Source organism: Runella limosa DSM 17973 (genome assembly GCF_000482465.1).
GTDB lineage: Bacteria > Bacteroidota > Bacteroidia > Cytophagales > Spirosomataceae > Runella > Runella limosa.
Window position 1 is genome coordinate 269,830 of record NZ_KI519425.1, and the last position, 25,336, is coordinate 295,165.

The following is a 25,336-nucleotide window of genomic DNA, read 5'->3' on the forward strand; positions in this document are numbered from 1 at the left end:
ATTACCTCTTTATTGATACATCATCACTTTTCAAAGAATGAGATTTATTTTCCGTCTTTGAGAATGGCCTGATAAACGATTTCGTGGACCCTCCGACGGATTCGTTTTCGGTTGATTTCATTGTTTTCTGCATTGGGATGCACGCGGTTTGACAACATCACAAACACCAGTTCTTCTTTGGGGTCAGCCCACACCAGAGTGCCCGTAAAACCCGAATGCCCAAACGAATTGGATGAAGCAGTCGCCGCCACAAAATTGCTCTCCCCGTTGGAGGGAGCTTTGTCCCAACCTAACCCACGGTGATGGGCCGAGTCATACATTTTAGAAAAGAAGGGTAGGGTTTCTTCTTGAAAATACCGACGGTCGCCGTAGTATCCTTTTTGTAGGTTCATTTGCATCAAAATGGCCAAGTCGTAGGCTGTGCTGAACAAACCCGCATGACCCGCCACACCCCCATAAACCGCCGCCATTTGGTCATGAACTGTGCCCCTGAGCAACTGGTTTCGGTACGAAAAGTCGTTTTCAGTAGGTGCAATCTGACTTTCTGGAAAACGCCCCAAAGGCGAATAGGTCGTCGTCATCATTCCGAGTGGTTCGTAGAAATTTTGACTCAAAAACTCATCTAACGGCTGATTGGTGATTCGTTCTACCACTTTTTGTAGCACCAAAATCCCCAAATCACTATACACAAACGAATGCTTCCCATTGACTTCTTTACGCATCGGCGACTGGATAATGCCTTTCCAAACCGAATCGCGCAGGGCGGGTTGGGCAAAAAGCTTGGGCGCAATTTGCATCGAATAGACACTGTCGCGAATCGAGCTGTAATACTCGGTCATCAGCCCACCGCCGCCTGTTTTGGTACGTTCCCAAAGTTTGGGATAAAATGACACCAAGCCCGACCGATGCAGTAGTAAGTCCTCGATGGTAATTGCTGCTTTGTTTGTACCTACGAGTTCAGGCAAATAGTGTGCCGCTTTTTGTTTTAAGTCCAAAACACCTTCTTCGTGTAGGTACATCACGGCTTGGAGGGTGGCCGCTACTTTGGTCACCGACGCTACGTCATAGAGGGTTTCGTTGGTTACTTTTTCGGTGAGGTTATCGTAAGTCAAGGTGCCATAGCTCCGCTGAAACACCACGCGCCCTTTGCGTGCCACTACTACTTCACAGCCAGGGAAAATGCGCGCCTGAATCGAGCGTTCGACGAGGGTGTCGATTTTGTTTAAAACCTCAGCACTCATACCGACTTGTTCGGGATAGCCGATTTGTAGGCGGTTGAGTGGCTTGGTGACGATACCCGTTCCTAACTCATAGGTGTTTTCAATGGAAACGGGTAGCTTACCTTTGAATGGCAACGCTCCAAAAATCTGCTCCGCAGCTACTACTTCAAGGTCGGGGAGGTTCTCGTAAGCACATACCACTGCGGAAGTTGCGGGTAGTTGCTTCAAGGCGTAAGGGGTGGCAAAAATGCTCACAATCACCTTGGCTTTTTGTTGCAAGCGGTTGAGAAGTTCAACCGTGGCAGGCGTAATGGTAAAAGGACGATTAAAATTGCGCCGGGTATCGTGCAAACTAACCATCACCACGTTGGCGTTGGCTGCTTGTGCCACCAGACCTTCTATTTCTTGGTTGGTGGTAGGTTTGTCGGCATACACAATATGCTTGAACGGGGCATATTTGCTCAAAGTTTGTTGGAACAGATTGATACCCCCGCCCCCGATGGCAATCGAGGCAAAACTACAAGTGTCGAGCGATGAAAGTGGCAAGAGTTGGTTATCGTTGCGTACCAAAGTGACGGCTTGTTCGCACAAATCACGCGTGAGGGCTTTTACTTCGGGGGCTTGCAGTGATGCGTTGAGGGCGACAACAGGAATTGGCTTGGTAAGGTGCAAGCCTGTCCAATATTTGGCCCGTAATATTTTTCGTACTTTTTCGTCGATGACATCCATAGGAATCGTCCCTCTCGATACCCCTTCTTTGATACGCCGCACCGACTCAATCACGCTTTCGGGGTATAGCAGTACATCATTTCCTGCTACCAATGCTTTAATGTTAGCTTCAACGGGTGTTCGGCCACGCGTGACACCCTTCATGTTCATGGCATCAGTAAAGACCAATCCCTGAAAGCCCATTTGTTTTTTGAGTAAATCGGTTACTATTTTTTCAGAAAGCGAAGAGGCAAGGTGAGGACGATTGTCAAGAACGGGGACGTATAAATGCCCCGTGATGATTCCCGTAAGGCTGTCGGCAATCAGTTTTTGAAAAGGATATAAGTCAGTTTGGGTTAAATGGTCGGTCGAGTGTGAAAGTACAGGTAAGGTAAAGTGGGAGTCGGTGCCAGTATCGCCATGTCCAGGGAAGTGTTTGGCAGTGGCAATCACCCGTTGGTGCTGAAGTCCTTTCATATACGCAGCCGCTTTTGCGGTTACATTCTCACGGTCTTCTCCAAACGAGCGTAGTCCAATCACGGGGTTACGAGGGTTTGAGTTGATGTCGGCCACGGGTGCAAAATTGACTTGGATACCCGCCAACTGGCACTGACGGCCAATCATCCGCCCCATTTTATAAATATATTGATTATCCTGAATGGCGCCGAGGGTCATTTGTTTGGGGAAATCGTCGATACTGTCGAGGCGCATTCCCAGCCCCCATTCGCCGTCGATGCCCACCATCAAGGGTACTTTTGAGAGTGCTTGATAACGGTTTACGAGTTTTGCTTGGCGGGAAGGCCCGCCTTTGAAAAAAATGAGCCCGCCGATATGATGATTTTTGATGAGATTGTCCACGTGCCGATAATAGGTCTCATTACGGTCTGAGTAGGTGGCAATCATAAAAACCTGCCCGATTTTTTCTTCAAGGGTCATCTTGCTAAAGACACTATCTGCCCAGCGATTTGCTTCAAAAACTGCTTTAGAGGGAGCATTGTCTTCTTTTAGCGCCCATTGCGTAGGCTTTCCGTCTGCCTCTTTGTGATAAGAGCCCATTAGCCCCATCGCAACGCCAACACTTATGATAACTCCTGCAATAGAATTCGTCCAAAAAATCTTCATTTCACTGATTTAAAAATAGCGACAAAGTTACTAAAACCTCTCCACAAAAATTGTACAAAACCGATATTCTGGTACAATTTAACCTGAACTGTTTATTATTTATAAACTAAATTTAACCAATGGGTCATTTCTTAAAACAAGGTGAATTATAGGTACTTATCCGCTGATTTTTCAAATATAACCTAGCCGTAATACTGGGTTAACATTGACTTAATATTGCACTTCTACCTTTGCAGCGCAATCCTGATAAAGGATTTACGACACCAAATAGAATCAAATATTACAACTCCCAAATGTTGACCATTCAAAAAATGTTACGACAATTTACTGCCTTATTGGCGATGCTTCTGCTGAGTTTTGCCACTTTTGCCCAAACAGGAACACTTCGCGGAACAATCACCGATGCCAAAACAAAAGAAACGCTTATTGGCGCAACCGTAAGAATCGTAGGCACTCAATTAGGATCAACGACCGACGTTAATGGGTTTTTCTCAATGGCTAAAGTTCCTGCGGGCGCTTACACGGTAGAAGTTACGTATGTTTCATACCGCACCGAAAATATTCCAAACGTAAAAATAGAAGCCGAAAAAATCACTGAAATCAATACGGCGCTTTTGGAAGCAGCTGCTACCCTTGCCGAAGTAAAAGTAGTAGCGACCCGCCAAACCAACACCGAAGTGTCGGTCATTAGCGAGATTAAAGCTTCTCAAAACATCGTCAGCGGTATTTCATCACAGCAAATCACTCGCTCCCTCGACCGCGACGCGGCGCAAGTAGTAAAACGCGTGCCAGGGATTACGATTGTAGGTGATCGTTTTATTAATATTCGTGGTCTTAATTCACGTTATAACAACGTAATGCTTCACAACGCTTTTACGCCTTCGATGGAAACGGACGTGAAGTCCTTCTCATTTGACATTATTCCTAGCTCACAAATCGACCGTCTCCTTATTTTTAAGAGCCCAGCCGCAGAACTTCCAGGTGAATTTGCAGGAGGTGTTGTTAAAATTTTCACCAAAAATATACCTGATCAAACCAGTATTGTATTTGATTACGGAGTTAGCATTCGTCAAGGCACTACATTCGGAGATTTTGATCAGCCTGAACAGGGAAAAAATTACTGGATGGGCTTCAACAATGGCTACCAAGACATTCCAAGTAGCTTTCCTAAGAAAAATCTAAATTTTGCAACTCCTGCCGAACTCGAACTTGCGGGAAGAGCATTACGTAACAATTGGACAACCAACCGCACCTTAGCTGTTCCTGACCAACGTTATTCATTGACTGGCAACTTCAAGTTTCAAGCAGGAAGTATTCGTTTTGGAAACGTTACAGCTCTTAATTATAGTGATGCTCGCACGGCTTTTGAAATTAACCGTAAAGACTTTAACGAAAGTAACAACAATCAACAGTCAGTTATCTATAATTATAATGACGCTCAGTCAAACCGTAATATTCGAGTAGGGGTACTTCACAACTGGTCGGTTCGCTTCAACGAAAACCACGCTGTTGATTTTAAAAACTTGTTTAATCAGTTGAGTAATTCAAGTACAGTTAATCGTACAGGCCGAAACCTAGAGTCAAATTATTCACCTGATAGCTATTCTTTCGACCAAGTATATCGTGGTATTTATACAGGGCAGTTAACTGGGAACCATAAATTTAATGGCAAAAAAACTTTGGTTGATTGGGTAGTTGGTTATAACAATGCCTATCGTGACCAGCCCGATTATCGTCGTTATCGTTCGGATATAGATGAATCAAACGGGCAGCGCACGCTTTATGTACCTGTCGGAACAGCTGCGGCTTTTTTCTTGGGACGTTTTTCTTCCGAAATGAGAGAAACTTCACTTACAGGAGGAGTTAATCTTACCCAAAAAGTAGCGCTTAAAAACGGTTCAGAGGTAGAATTCAAAGCAGGAACTTATTATGAGAGCAAAGAACGTGATTTTAAGGCTCGTAACCTTGGCTATGTTCGTACAAGTCGTACCAATCCAGAAATTTTGGGAGGAACAATTTCACAGTTATTTCAACCTGCTAATATCAATAATACAGACGGTATCCGTATTGATGAACAAACCAATAACAGTGACTCGTATAAAGCAAGCAATGACTTACTAGCCTTCTACGGTTCGGCCAACCTTCCGTTGTCAAAGAAGATAAACTTAATAGCTGGTTTACGTTATGAATCCAACACACAAAAGTTGTCGTCTGCTACCATCAATGGTGAACCCGTCAACGTAAGCTTTCCAGTCAATAAGTTGTTGCCGTCACTAAATGTTACATACAATTTTTCAGAAAAAAGTCTCCTAAGAGCAGCCTATGGACGGACGTTGAATCGTCCAGAGTTTCGTGAGTTAGCACCGTTCGCATTTTATGACTTTGATTACAATATTGTTTACAAAGGAAATCCAGAAGTACAAACGGCTAACGTTGATAATTTTGACCTTCGTTATGAATGGTATCCAACTCCCAACGAAGTAGTAAGCTTGGCTGGATTCTACAAATATTTTACTAATCCTATTGAGGTAATTGTTGTTCCAGGGGCAGGTTCAGGTGGTGCAAAAACATTCACATTTGCCAATGCAAAAAGCTCTGTTAGCTCAGGAATGGAACTAGAAATTCGTAAAGGTTTAGCTTCATTTGGCGCGTCACCAGTCTTACAGAATATGAGCCTTTTGTTCAATGCGGCGCTTATTTTCAGTCGAATTAAATTAGGAACATTGGGTTTAGGCCAGTCAGATGACCGCCCACTTCAGGGTCAATCACCGTACATTGTCAACGTAGGACTAAATTACAACAACACAAAATCAGGGTTACAGGTAAATATTTTGTACAACGTCATTGGGCGTCGAATCTTCGCTGCTGGTTTTGAAGGTTATCCTGACATTTATGAAATGCCGCGCAATGTATTAGACATTACTTTCTCAAAAGAAGTTGGTAAGCGTTGGGTACTCAAAGGAGGGGTAACAGACATCCTTAATCAAACGAACGTATTGCTTCAAAATGGTAACGGTGACAAAAAATTTGACCGTAAAAATGACCAGCTTATCCAGACTTACCGCCCAGGTAGAATGCTCCAATTCGGATTTTCGTATCGGATATTATAAAAATAACCAATCAAATCAATTCTCAAACTCATGAATTTGTTTAAACACACACACATTCTTCGTACAATAGCGATTTTGCTATCGGCAGCGATGATTTTCAACGCCTGTACCAAAGAAGAAGAAATTGTTCCCGTACCAACTATTTCAGCAGGAGCTGCTGTGAGCAGCAAGGTAGGGGATGTCGCTAAAGTGACTGCCACTATCAATGCACCGGGTGGGCTAAAAACCCTTACAATTCTTAAAAATGGTCAAACATTTGAGAGCAAAGCATACACAGGTGAAACAAGCATTTCGTATTCAAAAGATTATACAATTGAATCACTTCCTGTAGGTTCTACTGTAGTATTTACTTTTCAAGCCACCGACAACAAAGACCAAGCTTCCACCGTTGCTACACAGGTAATTACGGTATCAGCAGTTCCTGCCAAACAAGTGGTAGATGTTTCTGGAGTTTTGGAAGGAAACATTAGCTGGACAAAAGACAAAATATACAAACTGAAAGGATTTGTACGTGTTGGTGAGGACCTAAAAGTGGATGGTACTCCTACTAAAACGGGAACGTTGACAATTCAAGCAGGAACGGTCATTATTGGTGAACGTTCTTCAAAAGCAACCTTGATTATTCAGCGCGGAAGTAAAATTATCGCCAATGGTACTGTTGATGAGCCAATCGTGTTTACCTCTGAGCGTGCTATCGGTGAGCGCGAAGCAGGTGACTGGGGCGGATTAGTAATTTGTGGAAAAGGACTTAATAACGTCACCACAGCCGGGGTTAAGGGAGTTGCTGAATTGGAAGGTCAATATGGTGCGTTCCATGGCGGCACTGACAATGCCGATAATTCTGGTTCATTGAAATACGTACGTGTTGAATATGCTGGTATTCCTATTAATCCTAACCAAGAAGTAAATTCATTTACTTTTGGTTCAGTGGGTTCAGGGACAACATTGGAGTATGTGCAAGCTTCGTACGGTGGAGATGATTCTTTTGAGTGGTTTGGTGGTGCTGTCAATGGTAAGTATTTAGTAGCCTACCGTGGTATTGATGATGATTTTGATATGGACAATGGTTATAGCGGTAACCTACAGTATGGGATAGGTTTACGCGGAGCATCAATAGCTGACCAGTCAGGTTCAAATGGTTTTGAAATTGACAACGATGGTTCTGGAACAACCAATACACCTGCAACTACTGCTACATTATCGAATTTCTCTTTGATTGGACCTAAGCAAGATAATACTACTGCTATTAGTGTTCAATTTCAGAACGGTATGCACCTACGCCGCAATGCCCAAGTTAAGATACACAATACTTTTGTAACTGGTTATCCTAACGGTATTTTTATGGATCCTACTGGTGCTGTATCTACTTTAACAAATGCAGAAGAAGGTAAATTAGTTTTGAACCGAGTTGTACTATCAGGAGTGAAAAGCTGGGGAACTAACAACTTTGGTGCAGGTGCAGGAAACCCGAATGGATTTGCAGTTCGTGACGTGAATACAGCCTCTACACCAGTCGCTTTAGCCAATATATCTGGGAAAAAACCTTCGGAGTGGTTTGCAGCTCAGGCAGGTAATAAAATTCTGGAAGATTGGTCTGTGACGGGAGTTAGTACAACTATTTTTGGAGCAGGCCGTCCTACTTTCACTGTGGGGACTTCAGCTACTGAAACGCTGACGAAAGGTGGGGTAGCACCTACTGGATCCTACTTTACCGCGACCGATTTTGTCGGTGCATTTAAAGACAATGATTGGACTGCGAAGTGGTCGAACTTCAGTCCTGGTACAACAGATTATAGCAAATAATAATTGCTGACTATCTTTCGGGGAGTCTTTAAAAGCAGACTCTCCGAAACTATGAAAACACATTTTTCAACCGCGTTCTTTCTCTTTATTGTTGCTTTAAGCGCCCCGTTTTTTTTGGGTTGTAAAAAAGACCCGTACCAAGCCAAAACGTACTTCTCACAAGCCGAACAAGATACGTTATTGGTCAACATCATTACTTATACGAGTCAATACGCTCGTGGAGCAACCAATGCCACCCGCTTCGATGCTAAGTTTCGTCAGGAGTATGTAGGTCGGTTGCCGCAGTACAAGTTGGTCAACTATTTCGTGACGTCCGACTCCACGCATTATTTCTTTATCACCCGCCCCGTAGGTAGTGGGATGTTTAGAAGAGGAGTAGGAGGAAAGTTTAAATTAGGGGCGAAGTTGATGCCCACCGAGTACGAAGAGCTTTGGTGTACACCTCATTTTAAGGAGGAAACAGTGGTAGTTGAACGAGGCGGATTTTTGTTTAAAGCAATGACAAAAGAAGGAAATATCGACAAATACTTGACCATGAAGATGTACGTTGAGTGGCCCGACTCCACCCTCAAGTACGATAAAAACATTCACGAATGGGTACCTAGAAATAACTTAGCCATTCCGCTGAAATAAATTCATATTGGTGTCAGATTATAAGAAAAGCCAGAGGCAAATGCTTCTGGTTTTTTTCGTTTATTTCTACTTCAGGCACGTTCGACTCCCAGTACATTACTAGCTAAGTTTTTTAAGTTTTACCCGCAGATTGACGCAGAGTAAGAGCCGCAGATTTTCGCCGATGAAAATAACTTCATTAGGTCATTTATCAGCGAAAATCTGCGTTTGTAGTATTCTGCGGGCTTCTGCGGGCAAAAAATGAAGCTATTTACTCAACAGTGTACTTAGAGTAGAAAAACCCAACGTTTTGATTTTCAACTAAAAACAAAAATGAAACCTATCTTCGCCTTTTTCGTTGCCCTCTTTGGTTTCTTCTACCAAGCCGTGGCTCAACCCTCGCTTAGCACCCAAATGCGAACGACGGCCTCTGCATTTTTAGAAACACTCTCTTCGGAACAAAAATTGGAGGCGACGTTGCCCTTCGACTCCGAGTGGCGTTTTGACTGGAACTACACGCCCCGAACGCGCAAGGGGCTTCCGCTCAAACAAATGAACGACGCCCAACGAAAAGCAGCTATGCAGCTCCTTATTGTAGCACTAAGCCAAGAAGGAATCAAAAAAGCAGAAGCCATCATCGCGCTCGAACACGTGCTGCGACAAGTAGAAAAACGACCCGAAAACGATACCTACCGCGACCCCGAAAATTATGCCTTCTTGGTGTTTGGTACACCTTCAACCAAACAGCCTTGGGGATGGAGTGTAGAAGGACACCATTTGTCGTTACACTTTACATTCGTTGGCGACAACGTCGAATTTTTACCAAGTTTTTTTGGAAGTAATCCTGCCCTTGTGCTCCCTGGTTTTATTCAAGAAGGAAAACAAGTGCTGCAAGCGGAAGCAGAAGCGGCTTTTCAGTTGCTACATTCTTTGGATGAAAAACAGCTTGCCCGAGTCGTCCTTTCTCCAAAAGCTCCCAGCGACATGTTGACGACCAACAGCAGACGAGCGCTACTAGAAAAACGGGAAGGATTGGCATTGGGAGAAATGACGGCTCCCCAACAAGCCCTTTTCAAAAAACTCCTCCACGTTTATTTTGATCGCTACCACGTAACGCTCAAAAACCAAGCCCTCAATCGGCTCCAAAAAGCTGACTTAAACGCCGTTACGTTCAGTTGGATGGGCGACCAAAAGCCCATTCGAGGCGCAGGGAAAGGGCATTATTACCGTATCCACGGCCCTACGTTACTTATTGAATACGACAACACCCAAAATAACGCCAATCACGTGCATTCGATTGTCCGCGACTTAACCGACGATTGGGGCGAAGACCTCCTCAAAGCCCATTACGAGGCTGGGCATCGAAAGTGAGGGAAGGATAAATTATGAGGAACAAAAAATGTCGTATTTTTGTATCTAAAAAATGTCGTATTTTTGCTGAAATAAAATACTGTTATTCAGATGAATAAGCGAACTTCATTGGAGTCTAAAATCTTAAAAAGAATTGTACGAAAGAAGTCAAATATCTTCTTACGCGACGATTTTTTGGACTTGGGAGGTTATGATCAAGTGGGGAGAGCTTTAAAGTATCTAATCACGAAAGGAAAACTCGTTAAACTTGGATATGGGCTATACGCTAAAACCAAAATTTCTGCCCTTAATGGTGAAACCGTTCCTGCAGCAACTTTACCAACGTTAGGAAAAGAGGCGCTTCGTCGATTAAATATCCCAATAGCACCTACTAAAGCCGAAATAGCTTACCAGGAAGGGCGTTCTACTCAAATACCTACAGGTAGAATGATAGGAGTAAAAGGAAGAGTTAGCCGTAAAATAGGTTATAAAGGAATGTATTTAGCCTATGAACGCACCCCTTGATAAGTCCCTACTTGAAGAAGTTGCCCTGTTAAAATCAAGTATTAATGAGGCTTTTATTGAAAAAGACTGGTTTGTAACTCAGGTTATCAAAACCATTGCGGGAAACCCCTATCTTGATTTCTTGATTGTTTTTACGGGAGGAACGGCACTTTCTAAAGCCCACAAACTAATTGAACGTTTTTCAGAGGACATTGACTTTAGAATTATTGCTCCCAGATTGGCAAACCAAGGTGTCTCGGTAATTAGGAAGTCTCTATCTGAATTTAAGTACTACCTCATTGAATTACTAAGTCAAGAGTTTGAAGTTTTAAACATAACTGCCAGAGATAACAATAGATACCTAAAAATTGACCTGGCTTATCCTACGGTCTGTAATCCTACCGATGCGTTACGTCCCCATATCAAGCTCGAATTTGTGCTTTCTGACCTTCTACTTCCATTCGTTGATTTACCCGTTTCCTCCATTATAAATGAAGTGGCTGGCAAACCCCCAGAAGTTAACAGAATTGCTTGTATCAACCCCGTAGAAAATGCGGCAGATAAATTAAGTGCGCTTGTCTGGCGAGTACCATCAAGAATTAGAGGAGAAAATGATAAACAACCTGAAATAGTGAGACATTTGCACGACTTAGCCAAGCTAAGTAAGGCTATTTTAGCGCACAATGATTTTTCTGAGATAGCAAAAATAACCGTAGAGCGTGATACCAATCGCGCCGTGGAAATACAAGGACTAGCTATTTCGGAAAAGCTAGATTTAATGCTACAAATTCTACAAACAGACGCCCAGTACTTTCAAGAATACGATACTTACGTCAAAGCAATGGTGTACAGTGATAGCGTTACTGTACCTACATTTACGGAGGCCATAGCTAATGTACAAGGAATTTTAAGTAAAATACGTTGAGCCTCATCTAACAATCCGAGCCGTAACAGGTACACATTTTTGAGTGGCACATTCGCTTGCAAGCGCGTCAGCTTTTTTGAAATTAGGGATGCCGTAGCCCAACAAATTATCAGGTGCTTGAGCTTGCGTGCCCGATTGCTTGAGGTAGTTCATTACCTGAACGTTGGTCAGGTTGGGATGTGCTTGCCAAAAACCTGCCGCCATTCCTGCCAATAACGGCGCCGCAAAAGACGTCCCTTGACTGTACGCATAACTACCACTAGGCGTAGCCACGACCACAAAACTACCCTGCGCGGCCACATCGGGCTTCACCCGTCCATCGGCAGAGGGACCAATGGAGCTAAAACTCGTCCGAATCCCCGCAGGATTGACCGCCCCTACGGCCAACACAGAATCTCCGTCGGCAGGAGCGGTGATGTATTGCCAAGGCGAACTTCCCGAGTTTCCAGCCGAAACAACCACCAAAATACCCGCCTGCGCGGCTAAATCAGCGCCACGGGTGGAGAGCGCTACGTCGCCATTCATTTGGGAATAGGTGTAGTTTTGGGCAGGATTGTCAAACTCGCTGTAGCCCAACGAAGAATTGATGACGTCCACCCCAAGGCTGTCGGCGTACTCTGCGCCAAACACCCAATAGGCTTCTTCTATCTTAGTTTCGGTGGCATCGTCTTCGGTACGGAGAAGTACGTACGAAGCTTTGTAGGCAGTACCGATGAGCGTGTCGGGCATGTAGCTTGCCATGCACGAAAGCACGTTGGTGCCGTGGCTATGGTCGTCGTAAACATCGGTTTCGTTGTCCACAAAATCAAAGGTCGAAACCACCCTGTTTTCGGTAAACAACGGCTGCAAACTTGGGTGTAGGTTAGCATTCTGAAATCCTCCATCAAGTACGCCAATGAGCATTCCTTCGCCCCGATACCCCGCCGAGTGCATACTATCGGCACACAGCATTTTTACCTGATTTTCCGAGAAACCGTAACCTTCGGCCGTGGTTGTTCCCCATTTGTCCGTTTTATTGTTTGAACGATTTTCAGCCGATACCCGTGCATTGCGAATGTCGCCGTTGCCTTCAATTCCCCTCACAAAAGGCAATGCCAAAATCTGCGAAAGTGTGGTACTGTTGGTTTCAACAAGTACACCATTGAGCCAACGCGTTTTGTACAATACCGTTGCCCCTAAATTTTTGATGGATTGAATGTACGAAGTATTCGGGGGGAAATCGCGTTCGGAAACGGCAATGTGTTGCCGCTGACGGCGAGCAATGGCCCGCGCCGATAAGTATTGTTGTGGATTGGCCGTAGAATACGACGAACCTGCTTTGTCTTTGAAATAAACCAAGTAACGATTTTGGCTTTGCACTGTTTCAAAAGCCATTATCCATACACTGACTACTAATAAAACTTTGCTGAAAAGGTTGTTCATTGTTTATCGTTATTCACCTTTTAGCTCTGAGCAAAGATGATGCTAAACTTTACAAATCTTGGAGGCTGGCCTGATAAAAAATGGAATGTTGACGCTAATACCCTAATTTTGCGGAGGGATAGGTTTTTCTTTCCCCCCAAACATCGTAAACGACCAACTCACCCATGTCATCTGCTGATAAAAATCTGAGCGTTTTTACCACCGACGGTTTGCCTGACATCACCAACAAAAAATTTGTGATAGTAGTAGCCGAGTGGAATTCGGAAGTAACCGAAGCTTTGTTTCAAGGAGCCTACAAAACGCTTGTTGACCACGGAGCGCAAACGCAAAATATCCTTCGTGCCAACGTTCCAGGAAGTTTTGAGCTTAGTTTTGGCTCACAAGTATATGCCCAAAAAGCCAATGTGGACGCCGTGATTGCCATTGGCTGCGTGATTCAGGGAGAAACTAAGCACAACGATTATATCAACCACGCCGTAGCACATGGCCTCACCGACGTGGCCTTGAAATACAACAAACCCGTAATTTTTGGCGTACTTACGCCCAACACCCTCCAACAAGCCCTCGACCGTGCGGGAGGCGTCCACGGCAACAAAGGCGACGAAGCCGCCATCACTGCCATCAAAATGTTGAGCTTACAATAAATAAAAAGTTAAATCCATAAAGTAAGCCTTCTAAATCCCTTCTTCTGTAAGGAGAGGGGCTAGGGGGGAGGTTAGCATGAAAACTGTCATTATCAAATATAACGCGGGCAATGTGCAGTCGGTGATGTATGCCCTCGACCGCATTGGGGCGGCGTACGAATGGACCGACGACCCCGAAACCATTTTGGCGGCTGATAAAGTGATTTTCCCAGGCGTAGGCGAAGCCAGTACGGCCATGGCCTATTTGAGAGAACACCAACTCGATCAGCTCATCCCGACCCTGCGCCAGCCCGTTTTGGGTACGTGCGTGGGGATGCAACTCATGTGTCGCTATTCGGAAGAAAACGACACCACTTGCATGGGAATTTTTGACGTGGACGTACTGCGTTTTCCGCGCGTATCGGGCTTTAAAGTGCCCCAAACGGGCTGGAACGACATTTATGAGTTGAATAATCCACTTTGTGCAGGACTCAACGAACACGACTACGTGTATTACAACCACGGGTATTATGCCCCCCTTTGTGCGCAAACGGCCGCCAAAACCAATTACATTTTGGAGTATTCGGCCATGTTGCAAAAAGACAATTTCTTCGCCGCTCAGTTTCACTCTGAAATCAGCGGAAACGTAGGACAACGGATTTTTGAAAATTTCCTGAAATTATAATTAGAGATGTGTCGCTTGTTGCTTATCAGAGCGACACATTTCCCTACGATTCAAACTCACTTTACTGAAATCCTTGAGTTTGACGAACAAAATATTCTGAATCTTCACTTAGCCGTTGATATTTGATGCGTGCTTTTGCTTTCTTTTTGCTCATGTTTTCGTGGTTGAAACCCAACGCCCAAACCAATAGCCGTGCCTATAAAGTCATGCTCGAAGGCATGTACAAACACACGGTGCCTACGCTGAGTTGTAATGAATTGAAAAAAGAACTCAAAAACGTTGTATTGCTCGACACCCGCGCCAAAAACGAATACGATGTAAGCCATCTTCCAGATGCGCGTTGGGTAGGCTACGATGAATTTAATCCAAAATCCGTGGCAGATTTGCCCAAAAACACGCCGATTGTAGTCTATTGCACAGTGGGAGTTCGTAGTGAACGGGTAGGCGAAAAACTCAAAGCAGCAGGTTTTCAAAATGTTCGCAACTTATACGGAAGTATTTTTGAGTGGGTCAATCAAGGCAATACCGTCGTGGATAACCAAGGAAAACCTACCCAAAAAGTACATGCCTATTCTCGGACGTGGGGCATTTGGCTTAATAAAGGGGAGAAGGTGTATGAGTGAGTTTGGAACGATGAGAGATGAGTTATAAACGATGAGCTATAAGAGATAAGACCGATGTATTATGGACGATTTTTTGGATAAAAATTACTGGGACGAACGCTATTTGCAGGATCAAACGGGCTGGGACATTGGCTACGTGTCACCCCCTTTGAAACAGTTTTTTGATACCCTTACCGACAAGCACCTCCGCATTCTTATTCCTGGGGGTGGAAATAGCTACGAGGCTGTTTATCTGCTGGAGCAAGGTTTTAAGAATGTCACTGTCGTTGATATTTCGGAAGTGGTATGTCAGCGCTTGACGGATAACTATGGTGAAAAAGGGTTACGAGTCGTTTGTGCTGATTTTTTTGAGCATTCAGACACATACGACCTCATTGTGGAGCAAACCTTTTTCTGTGCCATTTCTCCTTCATTACGAGGTGATTATGTTCAAAAAATGACTGAATTGTTGTCGGAAGATGGAGTACTTGCGGGACTTTTGTTCAATCGCGCCTTTGAAGGTGGGCCGCCTTTTGGCGGAAGTGTGGCAGAGTACCAAGCTCTATTCGATAAAGCTGGTTTTAAGATTACCTTCGATTTGGCTCCTGCTTCTATTCCACCACGAGCGGGAAGTGAGGTGTTTTTTATAGCAAAAAGATAGACGCCACCCACAAAGAGCAGCGTCTATCCGCTATCCTAAACCCTAACTACATTAAAAAATTGGATACAAATGATTAATCGGCAAGAGTCGTTAAGAAACGAACGATTTTAGTAACCGTCGAAACTGCTTGACGAGTGCCTTCGGCACCGTTCTGCGCTTGCTGCGTCACTTCTTTCAAAAGCGAACGCTGTGGCACCACTTCCTTTTTCACTTGGCTTGCCTCTTGCATGGCTTTGCGAGTAGCAAAAACATTGTGTGGACGGCCAATTGAAAAGGCTGAAGAACTTAACAAACACAGAACGGCGGCGAAGGTAATGGCTTTCATGACTGTATGAGTTTTGATGGTGATTTTAATGGTTGATTTGTCTTCTGGCTGAATGTTGAAACAAAGATATATGTTTTGTCTGGTATTATGCAATACAAAGTACCTTGTTTTTTGTTTGATTCGTGTTAAGCGGCAAATTTTAAGGACGAATGGTAAGCTATTTTTTTTGTACTGAAATAATTCCTTTCATCCAATAACCGTTGCCCTTAGCGGCGTCGATTATATGATGCAAAGGTGATACGAAAGGTTGCATCACACCAAAAAAAATTGACAAACTGGCTCTTCTGCCCGATGAATCGGGTAAAATGCTGGGTGAAACGAAAAAGGGAATTGTTGAGGCGAATAGGTTAGGGTTCTCTTAGGTACATGATTTTTCTTTCCCCCAGCACCGTCAATACATCGTTGTTGATGTTGTACCGTCCTTCTTTTGATTCAAGCACAAATGCTCCCGATATAAAAATGGCAGAATAGAGATACTCATTTACGATGTACCACCTAAGTTCGATGGGAAGAGAATCTTTTTCTGAACCTAGACCTATGCCTTCTATTCGCATCTCTCCCTCTTTAAAGAAGTGTTTTTTAGTGTGGCTACGAGGCAGTTCATTTTTATAATCTGTCTCAGAGATAACCTTCCATGTTCCCACCAAATCGGTATCTAGCTTGGGTTTTTCAAAATACGCTTCTAAATGGAAGGTAGTATCGTTGTTTTTACGTTCTAACCTTAGCGAGACGGTCGTTTCTTGAAAAGGGGGAATGTGGTTCAAAAAAACGATATTTGCGTCCAATTTATCGCTCCTCAGTGTTCCCGCCAGAGGGGAGGTACCGAGCGTTTTATGATGTAAAAAGGCTTTTAACTCCCCGTTCATTAAAGTCCCCTCTAAACTATGATTACTGTAATAACTGGTGTGAAACGTACCTGTGACTTTCTCCTTAGAAACTTTGATTGACAACACACATGGCTGTTCCATGAATCTACCTTCATATAAGCCTGCTAGATTCTGTTGGGCGTAGGCAGAGGTAAATAACGAAAGATAGCTAAAAAGAAAATGGAATAATCGCATTGCGGGAGGTTGATAACTGCTAAATACCCAATAGCTTACTATAATTATCAAAACCATATAAGTCATATAAGAGATTATAAGATGGTTTGATGTTCTCAACTTATATGCCCTTATATGTCTTATATGGTTGCAAAATAACTACCGCTCAAACCTCAACCGCTTCCCCTTTGCTGATTCGTCAAAAACGCCATTGGCATACACCAAATGCCCCGATACAACGGTGTGCGTTACGCGGGAATGAAGCGTTGTCCCTTCCAAAGGCGACCAACCGCACTTGAAAAGAATATTTTCTTTCGTAACTGTCGTAGTGTCGTTCAAGTCCACCAATACCAAATCGGCCCAATATCCTTCGCGGATATACCCACGGCGGTCTATGGCAAACACATCGGCAACGGCATGGCTCATTTTCTCCACTACGCGTTCGATTGAAATTTTACCCTGCTGCACAAACTCCAACATCATATTGAGTGAATGTTGTACCAACGGCAAGCCCGACGGGGCCTCCCAGTAGCCTTTCGATTTTTCGTCCCACGTGTGCGGTGCGTGGTCGGTGGCAATGACGTCGATACGGTTATCGAGGACTGCTTGTAAAATTTGAGCTTTGTGATGCGCGGCCTTAATCGCGGGGTTGCATTTTATCTGCGTCCCCAAGCGACGATAATCCTCCGAGTCAAACCAAAGGTGATGCACACAAGCCTCCGACGTAATACGCTTTTTACGCTTATCGGACATAGCTACGGTTGAGTCTCCGTAAGCACCTACTTCAAACAAACTGGTTTCTTCACCCGTCGAAATGTGAAGTATATGGAGGCGCGTTCCGTGTTTTTTTGCCAATTCTACCGCCATCGACGATGATTTATAACACGCTTCTTCGTTGCGCACGAGCGCGTGAATATCATGCCCCCATCCCCCAATGGGGGTATTGTTTTTGTAATATTCTACATTTTTACGGACAGTATCTTCGTCTTCGCAGTGCGTTGCAATCAAACAAGGGGCGTTGGCAAACAGTTTTTCGAGTACTTCGGGGGCATCAACGAGCATGTTACCCGTGGATGAGCCCATAAAAACTTTTATCCCGCAAACATCGGGACAAATGGTTTTCATTACCTCGTCGTAGTTGTCGTTGGAGGCGCCCATAAAAAACGAATAGTTGGCCAACGACGTGTTTGACGCAATTTGGTATTTATCTTCTAACAGCCCCTGTGTCAGTGCATTAGGGACGGTGTTTGGCATTTCCATAAACGAAGTTGTTCCACCTGCTACTGCTGCTTTGGCCTCGGTATAAATCGATGCCTTGTGAGTAAGGCCAGGCTCTCTGAAATGCACTTGGTCGTCGATAACCCCTGGAAGCAAGTATTTTCCTTGGGCATCAATGAGTTGCGAGGCCGACAAATGGCTCAGATTTGCCCCAATTTGTTCGATAAAACCGTCTTTGATAAAGACATCTTGTGTGGTGATTTTACCCTCGTTGACGAGACGTGCATTGGTAATTAGAAGAGTAGTCATACTATATAACAAAAAAGCTCGTTAAATAAATTGAAGTCAAACTTAGCACTCATTCACTAAACAGCCATCACCTTATGCGTTTATTTTTATGGGCTTGCCTGCTCTCTCTATCTACGTATGCGCAACAACGTTACACCATCAGCGGCTACGTCCGCGAAAGTGGCAGCCAAGAACAGCTCATCGGCGTTAATGTCTATCTGCCCGGAACTGTCACGGGAACGACCTCCAACACCTACGGTTTTTATTCGCTTACACTACCCGCAGCCGATTCTGTTACTTTGGCATTTTCATTTGTGGGCTACGGCACCGAAATCCGTACTGTTAAGCTACAAAAAAACCTTGAACTCAACATTTCGCTCGAAGCCCTCGGAAGGCAGCTCAACGAAGTAGTGGTATCGGGAAAACGCGAAGCAGACAAAGTAAGCCAAACGCCCCAAATGAGTCGCATCGACATTCCTGTCCAGCAAATCAAAAAAATCCCTGCTTTTCTGGGCGAAAAAGACGTGTTGCGGGTTATTCAACTCATGCCAGGGGTTCAAAAAGGGTCGGAAGGACAAACGGGCATTTACGTACGCGGGGGTGGTCCTGACCAAAACTTGATTATTTTGGACGACGCGCCCGTTTATAACGTCAGCCACTTGTTTGGGTTCTTTTCGGTGTTCAACGGCGATGCCCTCAAAAGCGTCGAACTGACCAAGGGAGGATTCCCTGCACGTTTTGGCGGTCGGCTTTCGTCGGTGTTGGAACTGAATATGAAAGAGGGCAACAAAGAAAAACTCCACGGCGAAGGCGGCGGCGGACTCATTGCCAGTCGTTTGACGCTCGAAGGGCCACTCAAGTTCCGAAAATCAGCCCCAGCCAAATCTTCCTTTTTAATTTCTGGACGGCGCACCTACCTTGATTTACTGGCTCGGCCGCTCATTGCTGCCGAAAGTAACGGAGCGAGCTCGGGAGGTTATTATTTTTATGACCTCAACGCCAAGTTGAATTATGATTTTGGCCAAAAAAATAAACTCTACGCCAGCGGGTACTTTGGCAAAGACCGTTTTTTCTTCCGTGACAAAAGTACTTCTTCCACCAGCGAAGGTGGTCTCAACTGGGGAAATGCCACGGGAACGCTCCGATGGAATCACCTTTTCAACGAAAAACTATTCTCCAATGCCTCGTTGATTTTCAGCAATTATCAGTTTCAGATTTATGCCAAAGACAGCCAAACCAATGCTACCACCACCAACCAGTACGAACTTCGTTATACGTCGGGGGTGAGGGATTGGGGGTTAAAATACGACGTTGATTATTTCCCTAATCCGCAACATGCCCTTCGATTTGGGGCCTCGACCACCTTGCACCGTTTTACTCCTAGCGCAGTGGTGGTGAAAGATTCGGACATCGACCGTTTTTCAAAAGAAATAGAGGCCATCGACAACGTGGAATCGGGCGTTTATGTCGAAGATACGTGGAAGCCTACCCCGTGGTTCAAGATGAATGCGGGCTTGCGGTTGAGTTATTTTAAGGCCGAAAACCAGCACTACCTCCGCCCTGAACCACGCATTTCGACGGCCTTTATGCTCCGCCCCGATTTGTCGTTTAAGGCATCGTACGCGCGCATGAACCAATATATTCATTTGTTGTCAAACACGGGCATTGGTCTTCCTACCGATTTGTGGGTGCCTTCGACGGACAAAATCGCCCCGCAGCAGTCGAGCCAAGTTGCCGCAGGTTTTGCCAAAGATTTTGAAAAACAAGGACTTGCGCTAACCATAGAAGGATATTACAAAAACATGAACAATATCGTCAATTATAAGGAAGGCTCTAGCTTTTTGTTGATTGACGACCCGTCGAGCGCCGACAAAGTGCGCTGGGACGAAAACATCACCAGCGGACGTGGTTGGTCGTACGGGGCTGAAGTGTTGTTACAGAAAAAGACAGGAAAATTTTCGGGCTGGATTGGTTATACCCTATCGTGGACACAATGGCAGTTTGCTGAACTTAATTTTGGACAAAAATTCTTCCCGCGTTACGACCGTCGCCACGATTTATCGGTCGTAGGTATTTACGAAATCAGTCCGCGCATTACGCTTTCTGGAACGTGGGTATATGGCACAGGCAACGCACTTACTTTACCGCAGAGCAATTACAAAGCATATCAACATACCCTAACACCGCAGGTTCAATACACCGACACGGGCAATGGCACCTACGCCCCTTTTATCTCCAATTCGCCTTTTAGCTACGGCCGCACGGTCAATGATTATGGGCCTAAAAACAGCTTTCGGGCCGAGCCTTATCACCGTTTTGATTTGAGTTTGCAGTTCCACAAGAAAAAGAAATACCACGAACGCACTTGGGAGTTGAGCATTTATAACCTATACAACCGACGAAATCCGTTTTTCTACAACCTCACCTCACGGACTGTCTATGATGCAAATGGGCGTCCTACGGGTAGCCAGAACGTCCTCCAGCGCATTTCAATTTTCCCAATTGTGCCAACGTTGAGTTATAATTTTAAATTTTAAACTCTCGTAACAACAAAAACATGAAACATATACGTATTTTCGGACTCATCCTTTTTGCGCTTGGTTTCTATTCGTGCGAAACCCTCGTCAACGACGTTGACCCTGACCGTTTGCCCCAAGCCGATTTGAAGCTCGTGGTACATGGGTACTTATCACCTCAAGATACACTCACTACGATCCATGTATATTATAGTAATACTTTTTTTGGGAATGCTTCTTTTTACGGCCTCCCAGCCACTTCAATGAATGATGCCACCGTAACACTTTCATCGCAAGGGAAGAGTATTATACTCCCCTTTAGTACCAAAACCAACAATTATAGCATTCGCTCTAGCGAATTTTCTATCGTAGAAGGGCAAACTTACTCGCTAAAAGTGGAGCGAGACAACCGAGTGGCAGAAGCTTCATGTACCGTACCTCTGGCTGTGCCAATTCAGCAGGTACTTCAAGATTCGGTAGAACGAAGCAATTCATCTAACCCCGCCGCTCCCAAAGATTACTTATATACATTGAAATGGAAAGACCCCGCAGGACAGGCCAATTACTACCGCGTAAGTGGATATGTCTATCAAACCCAGCGAGTCCAGACTGGTCCAGACAAGTTTACCAACCAGCCAAACTTTAGCATTTTGAGTTTTCGGGAAAATAACCGCTCACGTGAATTAATAACCGATAAAGGGGGGGATGGCGCACAACTCACCTCTGGTCCTGGGCGGTTTTTCAATTATTATTACTCCAACACGACTCCATCGCCTTTCACTTTTCATTTTGTAGAACTGTCGCTCATTAACTGCGAAAAAACATATTACGATTACCACGAGGCCATACAAAACTTTAACGAAGACAATCCCTTTGCTGAACCGTTGCTGATTCCATCCAACATCAAAAATGGACTGGGGTGTTTTGCGGCCTATAATCGCAGTTCCGTTGTCATAAAGAAATAAGTACTGAGACGTTGCAACACCCACACAAGCGGCCGCGTAAAAGTAGCTGATATTGTGGGTGTTTGCTTTACAGTAAATATCCCATAAAATCAGCTTTTAAGTTCGTTGTTATTTGCACTTCTTTTATTCACACTACATGAGCAAACTTTTCCTTTCGTTTCTGTTTGTTTCTCAATTGGCACTTACGCTACTGGGGCAAACGGCCAAAGTAGCCACTACTTCTCCGCAAAAGCCTATTACAGAGACTCTTTATCAAAATGCAACGGAGCTTTCGCAGCACCTCTACAATGGTCAGCGGTACCATATCTATGACAGTCGCTCAAAAGACCATCAGTTTTTTCAGGTAGAAGATTGGCGGCTAGGAAGCTTCGACTACGATGGGCAGCATTTTGAAAATATCCCAATCATGTATGACATCGTCAAAGACCTACTAGTGATTTATTATCAAGGGCGCTCAGGCTTGATTCAGCTACAGAGCGAACGGGTTAGTCGGTTTTCATATATTGATCACCACTTTGTGCGAATCGAGCAGAATAAAGTGCTTGGGACGACCGTACCAACGGGTTTTTATGACTTTCTGTACGATGGTAAAACCAAGGTCGTGGCTCGTTGGACCAAGCAACGGCAGGAGCAAATTGAGAGCAACAGAGTGAATGTCTATTTTTTGCCCAAAAACTTTTTTTATATTCAAAAAGAAGGGGAGTTTCATCTTATTACGTCAAAAAAATCGGCATTGGCCTTGTTTGGAGAACATAAAAAAGAACTCAAAAAACACCTCCGCGAAAAGCGTATTAAGTTCCGTAAAAACCGCGAAGAAGCCCTCGTTACAATTGCTAAACACTATGATCAACTTGTCCACCCATGAAAAAACAGCTACTTATTTTCTTCTTGCTCAGTGTCTTTGGTAGTGTGACATGGGCGCAAAACAAAACCGAAAAACGAATTAGTATTACGCTCACCGATGGTACTTTTAACCAGTTTGTGAAAGAGGCAGAAAGCCAAACAGGTTGCTTTTTTTACTACGAAAAAGGACTAATTGATAGCCTGAAAATTACCATTCAAGCCCAAAATCAGTCGCTGACGAGTGCGTTGTTGCAGGTGTTTAAAGGCACCGATTTTAAGTTTTCTATTGATGAGCAGCAACGCGTTTTTGTTACCTCAGATCAGGCCATTATCACGGCGCTTCCTTCCAATCTCTTTGAAGGAGACGACACTCCTGCTGATCAGAATCAATACGTAGCTCCCACCACCGACGAGTCGGACAAACTGCTATCGACGGCGGAAAGTAAGACCTATAACATTGGCCCTCAGCGCCAGCGTATTATGGAAGGCAAGTCGGCTATTTCGGGTTATGTGCGAAACGCCGTTACGGGCGAGCCCGTCATCGGTGCGGCCGTCTATATCGAGTCCCCGTCGATTGGGGTTACTACCGATGCCCTTGGTTTTTTTGCGCTCAAGATTCCGAATGGCAAGCATACCCTCAAAATCAAGAGCGTTGGGATGCGTGACACCTACCGCCGTATTGTACTTTATGGAGATGGCAAACTGGACATTCAAACCCAAGAGAGCGTAACGGCCTTGAAGGAGGTGTCGGTCGTGGCAGGAAAAGATGTCAACATTGCAGGAACGCAAATGGGGCAATTAAAACTGAGCATCAAAACCATGAAACAAGTGCCAACGGCGTTTGGCGAAACGGATTTGCTTCGGGCGGTATTGACGCTTCCAGGGGTGAAGTCGGCCAGTGAAAGCAGCGTTGGGCTCAACGTACGGGGAGGTTCTACCGACCAAAACTTGATTTTGCTCAACGATGCGGTAATTTATAACCCGTCGCACTTATTTGGATTTTTCTCCGCTTTTAACCCCGATGCCATCAAAGAAATTGAGCTTTACAAAAGCACGATTCCCGCGCGTTATGGCGGACGTTTGTCGTCGGTACTCGAAATCAATGGCCGCGATGGCAACAAGAAAAAGTTTGTTGGTTCGGGCGGAATTGGGCTTTTGACGGGGCGTTTGTCCGTCGAAGGACCTATCATCAAAGACAAAACGTCGTTTCTGGTGGGGGGGCGTTCAACTTATTCTAATTGGCTTTTTAGACGTTTGGACAACAATGCTTTCAACAAAAGTACTGCCAATTTTTACGATGTAAACCTCCAATTGAGCCACGAGGTCAACCAAAAAAACAGCTTGACGCTTTCGGGTTATTTTAGCAATGACAAATTTAAACTCTTTGGCGATACTGCCTACGCTTACCGAAACCAAGTAGGGTCATTTAAATGGAAACATACCTTCAACTCCAAGTTGTATGGTACTTTTACGGGCGCATTTAGTAAGTACAATTATTCGGTGGGCACTTCGCGCGTTCCCATCAATGCGTTTGACCTTACCTTCGACATCCAGCAGAGCAATGCCAAGCTTGACTTTACGTATTTTATCCACCCAAAACACACGCTTGATTTTGGGGTAAGCAGCATTTTGTACAAACTTTCGCCTGGCACTATCACGCCTGCGGGAGAAAAATCACTCATTCTGCCCGATGTTTTAGAACAAGAACAAGGCGTAGAAAGCGCAATTTACATTGAAGACCGCTATGACGTTAACTCGCGACTTTCGTTGAGTGCGGGTCTGCGTTTTTCTACCTATTCATTTTTGGGGCCTAAAACAGTCAATAATTATACGGCAGGGTTTCCCATTGAAAAAATCTACCTAGATGGTACTACCGAATACGGGAAAGGCAAAAATATTCGTAGTTATCAAGGCCCCGAATATCGTATTTCGGGCCGTTATCGACTGACCGACAATACCTCAGTCAAGGCCAGTTACAACACAACCCGCCAGTATATTCACTTGTTGAGCAATACGATGGTGATGTCGCCAACCGACATTTGGAAACTCAGTGATACCCACATTAAACCCCAGCTAGGTAGTCAGTGGGCGGTAGGGTTTTATCGAAATCTCCGTGGCAACAAGCTAGAGTTGTCGGTTGAAGCGTACTATAAAACCATCCAACATTTCTTGGATTACAAAGGTGGAGACTCGTTGATCATGAACCACCACATCGAAGCGGCGGTCATTTCGACAACGGGAAAAGCCTATGGAGTGGAGTTGATGGCCAAAAAATTGACGGGAAAACTGAACGGCTGGGTGAGCTACACCTATGCCCGTACCCTATTGCGGGCCGACGACCGCACGTCGCCAGAAGCACCTAACAACGGAGACTATTATCCAAGCAACTACGACAAGCCCCACGATTTTACGCTCGTGAGCAACTACAAGTTTTCGCACCGTTTTAGTTTGTCTTTCAACTTTACCTACAGTAGCGGACGACCTTACACGCCGCCTATTGGAAAATACATATTGGAAGGAGTGCAGCGTATTTATTATGCCGAACGTAACCAATACCGAATCCCTGATTATTATCGGGTGGACTTTTCGATGAACGTAGAAGGGAACCACAAAGTCAAGAAATTAGCGCATAGCTCTTGGACATTTGCGGTGTACAACTTGCTGGGGCGAAAGAACCCTTCGTCGGTGTATTTCCGTTCGCAAAATGGCATCATTCAGGGCTATATGTTGTCAATTTTTGGACGACCGATTCCTACCGTTACGTATAACTTTAGGTTCTAACCTCTTCATTTTC

Annotated in this window: 19 protein-coding genes; 14 read left to right on the forward strand and 5 right to left on the reverse strand. The window is 44.6% G+C overall.

Annotated features, from left to right (window positions below; genetic code table 11):
- Positions 1-44: 44 nt before the first annotated feature.
- The gene (locus K339_RS34660; RefSeq protein WP_229598809.1) at positions 45-3,050 is read right to left on the reverse strand and encodes a serine hydrolase domain-containing protein; all 3,006 of its coding nucleotides are present in this window, start codon (positions 3,048-3,050) and stop codon (positions 45-47) included.
- A 311-nt stretch (positions 3,051-3,361) separates the two neighbouring features.
- Here K339_RS34660 and K339_RS34665 point away from each other — a divergent pair, with 311 nt between their 5' ends.
- The 6 genes from K339_RS34665 (at position 3,362) to K339_RS0124350 (ending at position 11,354) form a co-directional block, all read left to right on the forward strand.
- Positions 3,362-6,160 (forward strand): TonB-dependent receptor, encoded by a 2,799-nt coding sequence (locus K339_RS34665; RefSeq protein WP_037301847.1) that lies wholly within the window; start codon positions 3,362-3,364, stop codon positions 6,158-6,160.
- Positions 6,161-6,190: 30 nt separating this feature from the next.
- Complete coding sequence (locus K339_RS0124330) at positions 6,191-7,963, forward strand: beta-helix domain-containing protein (protein ID WP_028525938.1); 1,773 nt, start codon at positions 6,191-6,193, stop codon at positions 7,961-7,963.
- A gap of 51 nt (positions 7,964-8,014) precedes the next feature.
- On the forward strand, positions 8,015-8,596 hold the full coding sequence (locus tag K339_RS0124335; RefSeq protein ID WP_028525939.1) for a hypothetical protein: 582 nt from the start codon (positions 8,015-8,017) through the stop codon (positions 8,594-8,596).
- 312 nt (positions 8,597-8,908) lie between these two features.
- Complete coding sequence (locus K339_RS0124340; protein WP_051398217.1) at positions 8,909-9,946, forward strand: DUF3500 domain-containing protein; 1,038 nt, start codon at positions 8,909-8,911, stop codon at positions 9,944-9,946.
- Between the two features lie 90 nt (positions 9,947-10,036).
- The gene (locus K339_RS0124345) at positions 10,037-10,450 is read left to right on the forward strand and encodes a DUF6088 family protein (RefSeq protein ID WP_028525941.1); all 414 of its coding nucleotides are present in this window, start codon (positions 10,037-10,039) and stop codon (positions 10,448-10,450) included.
- Entirely contained in the window at positions 10,434-11,354 is a 921-nt protein-coding gene (locus K339_RS0124350) for a nucleotidyl transferase AbiEii/AbiGii toxin family protein (RefSeq protein WP_028525942.1), read from the forward strand. Before K339_RS0124345 ends, K339_RS0124350 begins: the two co-directional genes overlap by 17 nt.
- Before the next feature lie 3 nt (positions 11,355-11,357).
- Here K339_RS0124350 and K339_RS34670 read toward each other — a convergent pair whose 3' ends face one another.
- The gene (locus tag K339_RS34670) at positions 11,358-12,776 is read right to left on the reverse strand and encodes a S8 family peptidase (protein WP_084332303.1); all 1,419 of its coding nucleotides are present in this window, start codon (positions 12,774-12,776) and stop codon (positions 11,358-11,360) included.
- Positions 12,777-12,940: 164 nt separating this feature from the next.
- Between K339_RS34670 and ribH the strand changes: the two genes are divergently transcribed.
- The 4 genes from ribH (at position 12,941) to K339_RS0124380 (ending at position 15,347) form a co-directional block, all read left to right on the forward strand.
- Positions 12,941-13,420, forward strand: coding sequence for a 6,7-dimethyl-8-ribityllumazine synthase (gene ribH, locus K339_RS0124360; protein WP_028525943.1), 480 nt, complete (start codon positions 12,941-12,943; stop codon positions 13,418-13,420).
- A gap of 76 nt (positions 13,421-13,496) precedes the next feature.
- Positions 13,497-14,084 (forward strand): imidazole glycerol phosphate synthase subunit HisH, encoded by a 588-nt coding sequence (hisH, locus tag K339_RS0124365; protein WP_028525944.1) that lies wholly within the window; start codon positions 13,497-13,499, stop codon positions 14,082-14,084.
- 125 nt (positions 14,085-14,209) lie between these two features.
- A complete protein-coding gene (locus K339_RS0124375; RefSeq protein ID WP_028525945.1) occupies positions 14,210-14,707 on the forward strand; it encodes a rhodanese-like domain-containing protein in 498 nt (165 codons plus the stop codon).
- A 61-nt stretch (positions 14,708-14,768) separates the two neighbouring features.
- Positions 14,769-15,347, forward strand: coding sequence for a methyltransferase domain-containing protein (locus tag K339_RS0124380; protein ID WP_028525946.1), 579 nt, complete (start codon positions 14,769-14,771; stop codon positions 15,345-15,347).
- 73 nt (positions 15,348-15,420) lie between these two features.
- Here the strand turns inward: K339_RS0124380 and K339_RS0124385 are convergent, their stop codons facing one another.
- The 3 genes from K339_RS0124385 to K339_RS0124395 form a co-directional block, all read right to left on the reverse strand.
- Positions 15,421-15,672, reverse strand: a complete 252-nt coding sequence (locus K339_RS0124385) for a hypothetical protein (RefSeq protein ID WP_157607726.1) — start codon at positions 15,670-15,672, stop codon at positions 15,421-15,423.
- Positions 15,673-16,019: 347 nt separating this feature from the next.
- Entirely contained in the window at positions 16,020-16,733 is a 714-nt protein-coding gene (locus K339_RS0124390) for a hypothetical protein (RefSeq protein WP_028525948.1), read from the reverse strand.
- Between the two features lie 138 nt (positions 16,734-16,871).
- On the reverse strand, positions 16,872-18,239 hold the full coding sequence (locus tag K339_RS0124395; protein ID WP_028525949.1) for a dihydroorotase: 1,368 nt from the start codon (positions 18,237-18,239) through the stop codon (positions 16,872-16,874).
- A 74-nt stretch (positions 18,240-18,313) separates the two neighbouring features.
- On the opposite strand from K339_RS0124395, the gene K339_RS0124400 reads away from it, so the two are divergent.
- The 4 genes from K339_RS0124400 to K339_RS0124415 all read left to right on the forward strand — a co-directional run bounded on the left by K339_RS0124400 (position 18,314) and on the right by K339_RS0124415 (position 25,323).
- Positions 18,314-20,755 carry a TonB-dependent receptor gene (locus tag K339_RS0124400; protein ID WP_028525950.1) on the forward strand — a complete coding sequence of 814 codons (2,442 nt, stop codon included), beginning with the start codon at positions 18,314-18,316 and terminating at the stop codon, positions 20,753-20,755.
- Positions 20,756-20,775: 20 nt separating this feature from the next.
- Entirely contained in the window at positions 20,776-21,699 is a 924-nt protein-coding gene (locus tag K339_RS0124405; protein WP_028525951.1) for a DUF4249 domain-containing protein, read from the forward strand.
- A gap of 136 nt (positions 21,700-21,835) precedes the next feature.
- Positions 21,836-22,564, forward strand: a complete 729-nt coding sequence (locus tag K339_RS34675; protein WP_051398219.1) for a hypothetical protein — start codon at positions 21,836-21,838, stop codon at positions 22,562-22,564.
- Entirely contained in the window at positions 22,561-25,323 is a 2,763-nt protein-coding gene (locus K339_RS0124415; protein ID WP_028525952.1) for a TonB-dependent receptor, read from the forward strand. The genes K339_RS34675 and K339_RS0124415 overlap by 4 nt, the downstream gene beginning before the upstream one ends.
- The last annotated feature ends 13 nt before the right edge of the window (positions 25,324-25,336 follow it).